We start from the raw sequence: 5,458 nt of genomic DNA on the forward strand, positions 1-5,458 counted from the left end.
GTTGATCGCCGGGTCGCCGTTGGCGAGGTCCTCGTCGGTGGCGTAGGCCAGGTCGGGGTCGGCCGACGCACGGCCGGCGATCTCGGCGAGCAGTTCGGCCTCGCGCTCGGGCGGCAGCTCGCGGTAGCCGTACTCGATGGCCCAGTGGTCGTAGGCGCCGAGCGTGACCATGTGGTAGTCGGCCACCGGCTCGTCGCGCAGCGGGATGTTCAGCGCCTGGTAGTCCATCACCGAGTTGGCGATGCCGCGCTCGGCGGTGAAGCGCGCGTCGCGAAGCTGTTCGCGGCTCACGCCCACCGAGGCCCGAAAGTTGTGGCGCAGCCCGAGCGCGTGGCCGACCTCGTGCATCACCACGTCCTTGAGCGCGTCGGCGATGAATCGCTCGGCCTCGGGCCCGTCGGGGTCGATCTCGCCGCGCTCGGCCAGCAGCGCCAGGCCGAAGGCGCTCTGCTCCATCGCCGAGGCGGCGTGCTCGCACCACTGCGGATCGTGGGCGTGGTCTTCGCCGTCGGCGGGCGCGTCGGCGCGCAGGCGCGGCTGCGTGTCGGCGACGCGGCTGCGGGACAGCCGCGCCCAGTTCTCGGGGATGATCGCCGCGGCGCGCAGGATCTCGCCGGTGCGCGGGTCGGTCTGGCTCGGACCGACCGCCACCGCGCCGGGGCCGTGCATCGCAAACCAGCGCACCGCCAGCAGCCGCGTGCCCTCGGTGCTCTCCCAGTCGGCGTCGTCGCCCTGCTGCTCGACCGCGAGCGCGTCGCGGAAGCCGGCGCGCTCGAAGGCCCGGTTCCACTCGAGCACGCCGGCGCGCACCGCGTCGCGCCAGCGCTCGGGGATGTTGCGGTCGAGCACGACGCGGATCGGCTCCTTCGGCGCGCTGAGCTCGGCGGCGGGGTCGCGCTTCTCGAGCCGCCAGCGGTTGATCACGTGCCGGCGGCGGTCGGGCGAACCGTCGTCCGTGGCGTAGTCGACGAAGCTGTCGGTGAAGTAACCCACACGCGGGTCCGCCGCGCGCGGGCGCATCGGCGTGGCCGGCAGCGGCGCCAGCGTGTAGCTCACGGACAGGAAGAAGCTGCGCGCGTCGGGCACGGTGCGCGGCGGGCTCGGCGTCGCCGCACCGGGGGCGCCGGGCGTCGCCGCCGGCGGCGCCGGCAGCTTGGGCACCGCGAAGTGCGAGCGCAGCGTCAGCGTGGTGCCCTGCGCGCCGGTGCGGGCGCGCTCGATCGAGCTGTTGGCACGGTCCAGCGTGTACGGCAGGCGGAACGCCGCCTCGATGCGCGTCTGCAGCCCGCCGAGGTCGCCACCGAACAGCTGCGCCGCGTCGACCAGCAGCGACTGGCGCTGCGGGTGCGGGGCGGCGGCCAGCGCGGCGGCGGCAAGCAGGCTGTCGGAGTAGCTCTCGCGCACCGCACGCTGCAGCGGTGTGCCATCGACGGCGCGCACGTCCAGGTTGCGCGCGACCAGCTGCACCGAACGACCGACGCGGCGCAGCTCGACGACCTGCTCGCGGCCCATCAGCCCGGGCAGGAAGAAACGTTCGCCCAGCCCCGAGACGAGGGAGCCGCCGAGGAAGAACGGCTGGTCGAGGCGCTCGGCCGGGATCTCGAGCCAGGTCTTGTCGTCCTTGGTCCACAGCGCGAGGAAGCCGTCGCTGCGGGTGGCGTCCTTGACGACCTCGTCGAACGCCGGCGGGCTGCCGGGCGGCGGGCGCTGCGGCGCCGCCGCTGTCGGCGCCGAAGTCGGCGCCGAAGCCGTGGTCGCCGGCGCCGCGTCGGGCGCCGCCGCGCCGGCGCGCGCCGGCGGTGGGGCCGGCCACGCGGCGCAGCCGGCGAGGACTGCGGCGGCCAGGGTCAGGGCGGCGACAGGGCCGCGAGGCGGCAGGCGGTGCTCGGGCATGGGCGGGGGGCGGAGGCGGGCGGGCGGCGAGGCCGACGTTAGCGCAGCCTGGCGCGCACCCGTGACGAGGGGGCATGCACGGGGGTTCGGCCGGTTCAAGCCGCGCCGCCGGTGCTGGCGAGCGCGGCGAGCAGCCTGTCGTGGATGCCGCCGAAGCCGCCGTTGCTCATCACCAGCACGTGGTCGCCGGCCCGCGCGGCGCGCACGATGTCGCGCACCAGCGCGTCGACGTCGTCGGCGACCACTGCCGGCGGCTCGACCGGCGCCAGCGCCTCGCGTGGATCCCAGCCCAGGCCGCCGGCATGGCAGAAGACGCGGTCGGCCTCCTCCAGCGCCCACGGCAGCAGCGCCTTCATCGTGCCGAGTTTCATCGTGTTCGAGCGCGGCTCGAACACCGCGACGATGCGCGCGTCGTCGCCGACCTTGCGCCGCAGGCCGTCGATCGTCGTGCGCATCGCGCTCGGGTGGTGTGCGAAGTCGTCGTAGACCTTCACGCCGCCGGCCTCGCCGCGCAGCTCCATGCGCCGACGCACGTTGTCGAAACGCGCCAGCGACGCTGCGGCCGCCTCGGGAGCGACGCCGGCGTGTTCGGCCGCGGCGATCGCCGCCAGCGCGTTGAGCTGGTTGTGCTCGCCCAGCAGCGCCCAGTCGACGCGGCCGACCTTCAGGCTGCCGCGCAGCACGTCGAAGGCGTGCGGCTCGCCGCGCGCGCGCCACGCGCCCGGCTCCTCGCGCACCGTGCCGAAGCGTTCGACGGCGCTCCAGCAGCCGCGCTCGAGCACGCGCTGCAGCGCCTCGTCGCGCGCGTTGACCACCAGCCGGCCGCTGGCGGGCACGGTGCGCACCAGGTGGTGGAACTGCGTCTCGATCGCCGCGAGGTCGGGGAAGATGTCGGCGTGGTCGTACTCGAGGTTGTTGAGCACCGCGGTGCGGGGACGGTAGTGCACGAACTTGCTGCGCTTGTCGAAGAACGCGGTGTCGTACTCGTCGGCCTCGATGACGAAGGCGCCGCCGGCGGCGCTGCGCCCGAGCCGCGCCGAGACGGCGAAGTTCAGCGGCACGCCGCCGACCAGGAAACCCGGCTGCAGCCCGGCGTCGTCGAGGATCCACGCCAGCATCGACGTGGTCGTGGTCTTGCCGTGCGTGCCGGCCACCGCCAGCACGTGGCGACCGGGCAGCACGTGGTCGGCGAGCCACTGCGGGCCGCTGGTGTACCTCGCGCCGGCGTCGAGGATCGCCTCCATCAGCGGGTTGCCGCGGCTGACCACGTTGCCGACGACGAACACGTCGGGCGCCAGCGCCAGCTGGTCGACACCCCAGCCCTCGATCAGCTCGATGTCCAGCGCGCGCAGCTGCTCGCTCATCGGCGGGTAGACGTTGGCGTCGCAGCCGGTCACACGGTGACCGGCCTCGCGCGCCAGCGCCGCGAGCCCGCCCATGAAAGTGCCGCAGATGCCGAGGATGTGGATGTGCATGCGCGGCATTCTAGGAGTCGCCCCCGCGACACCCGGTGCCGCGCAGGGCGACCCGCGCTGCGCTAAGGTCGCGCCGATGCAGCCCGTCGCCGCGCCGCTGGCCTGGATCGCCGGGCACCCGTTCGCCTACCCGTTGCTCGAGGCGGTGCACATCGTCGGCATCGCGGTGCTCGTCGGCAGCCTGCTGGTGTTCGAGCTGCGCGTCTGGGGCCTGGGCGCCGCGCTGCCGCTGCGACCGCTGGCGCGGCTGGTGTTGCCGCTGGCGCTGGGCGGTTTCGCACTGGCCGCCGCCAGCGGACTGCTGATGTTCGCCAGCAGCGCCGCGGAACTTCTGGCCAGCAACACGTTCGTGCTGAAGATGACGCTGCTGGCCTGCGCCGGCCTCAACGCCGCCGCGTTCCACACCCGCGGCAGCCTCGACCGGGCCGACGCGGTGGCGCGCGCGCAGACCGCGGTGTCGCTGCTGCTGTGGCTGGCGGTGATCGCCGCCGGCCGCTGGATCGCCTACGCCTGACCCCTTCCCGAGGAGCACCGTGATGAGCCCGACGACCCCGAACCGCCGCACCGTCCTTGCCGCCGCCGGCGCGCTGCTGCTGGCGCCGCGTGCCTTCGCGCACCACGGCTGGAGCAGCTTCGACCAGAACCGCCCGATCTACCTGTCGGGTCGCGCCGCGACCGTGTCGTGGCGCAACCCGCACGTCGAGTTCGAGCTCGAACTCGACGCCGACCTGAAGCTGCCGGCCGACCTGGCGTCGCGCGCGGTGCCGGCGCAGTCGGCGCCGGTCGACGGCCCCGCGCTGCTGAAGGCCGCGCAGCTGCCGACGCGGCGCGACCGCAAGTGGCACGTCGAACTCGCGCCGCTGTTCCGCATGAACGCCTGGGGGATGCCCGAACTGAAGGTCGGCGACGCGGTCGAGCTGCTCGGCTTCACGTTCGCCGGCGAGCGCGGCGACGCGGTACTGCGCGCCGAGTACGTGTGGGCCGCTGGCAAGGTGTACGCGCTGCGCTCGTCGCCGGCGTGACGGTGGCGGCGCGTCGCGCCTGCGCCGCGACCGCCGCTTAGACTGCGGTGCACCGCAACGTGGAGGGCTGCGCATGCGCATCGGAGTGCTGACCGGCGGCGGAGACTGCCCCGGGCTCAATGCGGTGATCCGTGCGGTCACGAAGTCGCTGATCCGCCAGTGCGGCGCCGAGGTGGTCGGCATCGAGGACGGCTTCCAGGGCCTGGTCGAAGGCCGCGCGCGCGCGCTCGACTGGCGCGCGGTCAGCGGCATCCTGGCCACCGGGGGCACGATCCTGGGCACCAGCAACCGCGCGAACCCGCTCGCCAGCGAGGAGGCGCTGGCCGCGGCGCTGCGCCACGCGCGCGAGTGGCGGCTCGATGCGGTGGTCGCGATCGGCGGCGACGGCACGATGGCCATCGCACACGGCATGTCGGCGCACGGGCTGCGCATGGTCGGCGTGCCGAAGACGATCGACAACGACATCGAAGGCTGCGAGCGCAGCTTCGGCTTCGACACCGCGGTGGCCATCGTCGCCGAGGCGCTCGAGCGCGTGCAGACCACCGGCCAGAGCCACGGCCGCGTGATGGTCGTCGAGACGATGGGGCGCTACGCCGGCTGGATCGCGCTGGAGGCCGGCATCGCCGGCGCGGCCGACGCGATCCTGCTGCCGGAAATCGACCACGACGTCGATGCCGTCGCCGCGCTGTGCCGCGAACGCGAGCAGCGCCAGCGCTACACCGTGATCTGCATCGCCGAGGGGGCGAAGGCGCGCGGCGCCGCGATGACCGTCGAGCAGCGCATCGAGTCCAGCCCCGATCCGGTGCGCCTCGGCGGCGTCGCGCACGTGCTGCGCGCGCAACTGCAGCCGCGCGTGGCCAGCGAGGTGCGCGCCACCGTGCTCGGCCACGTGCAGCGCGGCGGCAGCCCGACGCCGTTCGACCGCGTGCTGGCCACGCGCTTCGGCAACGAGGCCGCGCACTTGGTGCAGCGCGACGAGTACGACCGCATGGTCACGCTGGTCGGCGGCGACATGACCAGCGTGCCGCTGGCGCACGTGGCCGGCCACAACCGGCGCGTGCCGCTCGA

The 5,458-nt window shown here is 74.4% G+C and carries 5 protein-coding genes; 3 read left to right on the top strand and 2 right to left on the bottom strand.

Annotated features, from left to right (window positions below):
- On the bottom strand, positions 1 to 1,893 hold a 1,893-nt coding region (locus tag PKC53_RS18580), incomplete at its 3' end, for a zinc-dependent metalloprotease (RefSeq protein WP_324431347.1).
- A gap of 95 nt (positions 1,894 to 1,988) precedes the next feature.
- A complete protein-coding gene (gene mpl, locus PKC53_RS18585; protein WP_324431348.1) occupies positions 1,989 to 3,368 on the bottom strand; it encodes a UDP-N-acetylmuramate:L-alanyl-gamma-D-glutamyl-meso-diaminopimelate ligase in 1,380 nt (459 codons plus the stop codon).
- Between the two features lie 76 nt (positions 3,369 to 3,444).
- Between mpl and PKC53_RS18590 the strand changes: the two genes are divergently transcribed.
- From PKC53_RS18590 to PKC53_RS18600, 3 genes are all read left to right on the top strand, one after another.
- Complete coding sequence (locus PKC53_RS18590; RefSeq protein ID WP_324431349.1) at positions 3,445 to 3,882, top strand: hypothetical protein; 438 nt, start codon at positions 3,445 to 3,447, stop codon at positions 3,880 to 3,882.
- Between the two features lie 22 nt (positions 3,883 to 3,904).
- On the top strand, positions 3,905 to 4,390 hold the full coding sequence (locus PKC53_RS18595) for a DUF6152 family protein (RefSeq protein ID WP_324431351.1): 486 nt from the start codon (positions 3,905 to 3,907) through the stop codon (positions 4,388 to 4,390).
- Between the two features lie 73 nt (positions 4,391 to 4,463).
- Positions 4,464 to 5,458: ATP-dependent 6-phosphofructokinase (locus PKC53_RS18600; RefSeq protein ID WP_324431353.1), on the top strand; the 995-nt coding region annotated here is incomplete at its 3' end.

Source organism: Azohydromonas sp., from assembly GCF_035325925.1.
In the GTDB taxonomy this organism is placed as follows: Bacteria; Pseudomonadota; Gammaproteobacteria; order Burkholderiales; family Burkholderiaceae_C; genus Calidifontimicrobium.

Excerpts from the sequence above, each read along its gene's own strand:
- mpl (WP_324431348.1), bottom strand. The coding sequence starts at position 3,368 with ATGCACATCCACATCCTCGGCATCTGCGGCACTTTCATGGGCGGGCTC.
- PKC53_RS18595 (WP_324431351.1), top strand. The coding sequence starts at position 3,905 with ATGAGCCCGACGACCCCGAACCGCCGCACCGTCCTTGCCGCCGCCGGC.
- PKC53_RS18590 (WP_324431349.1), top strand. The coding sequence starts at position 3,445 with ATGCAGCCCGTCGCCGCGCCGCTGGCCTGGATCGCCGGGCACCCGTTC.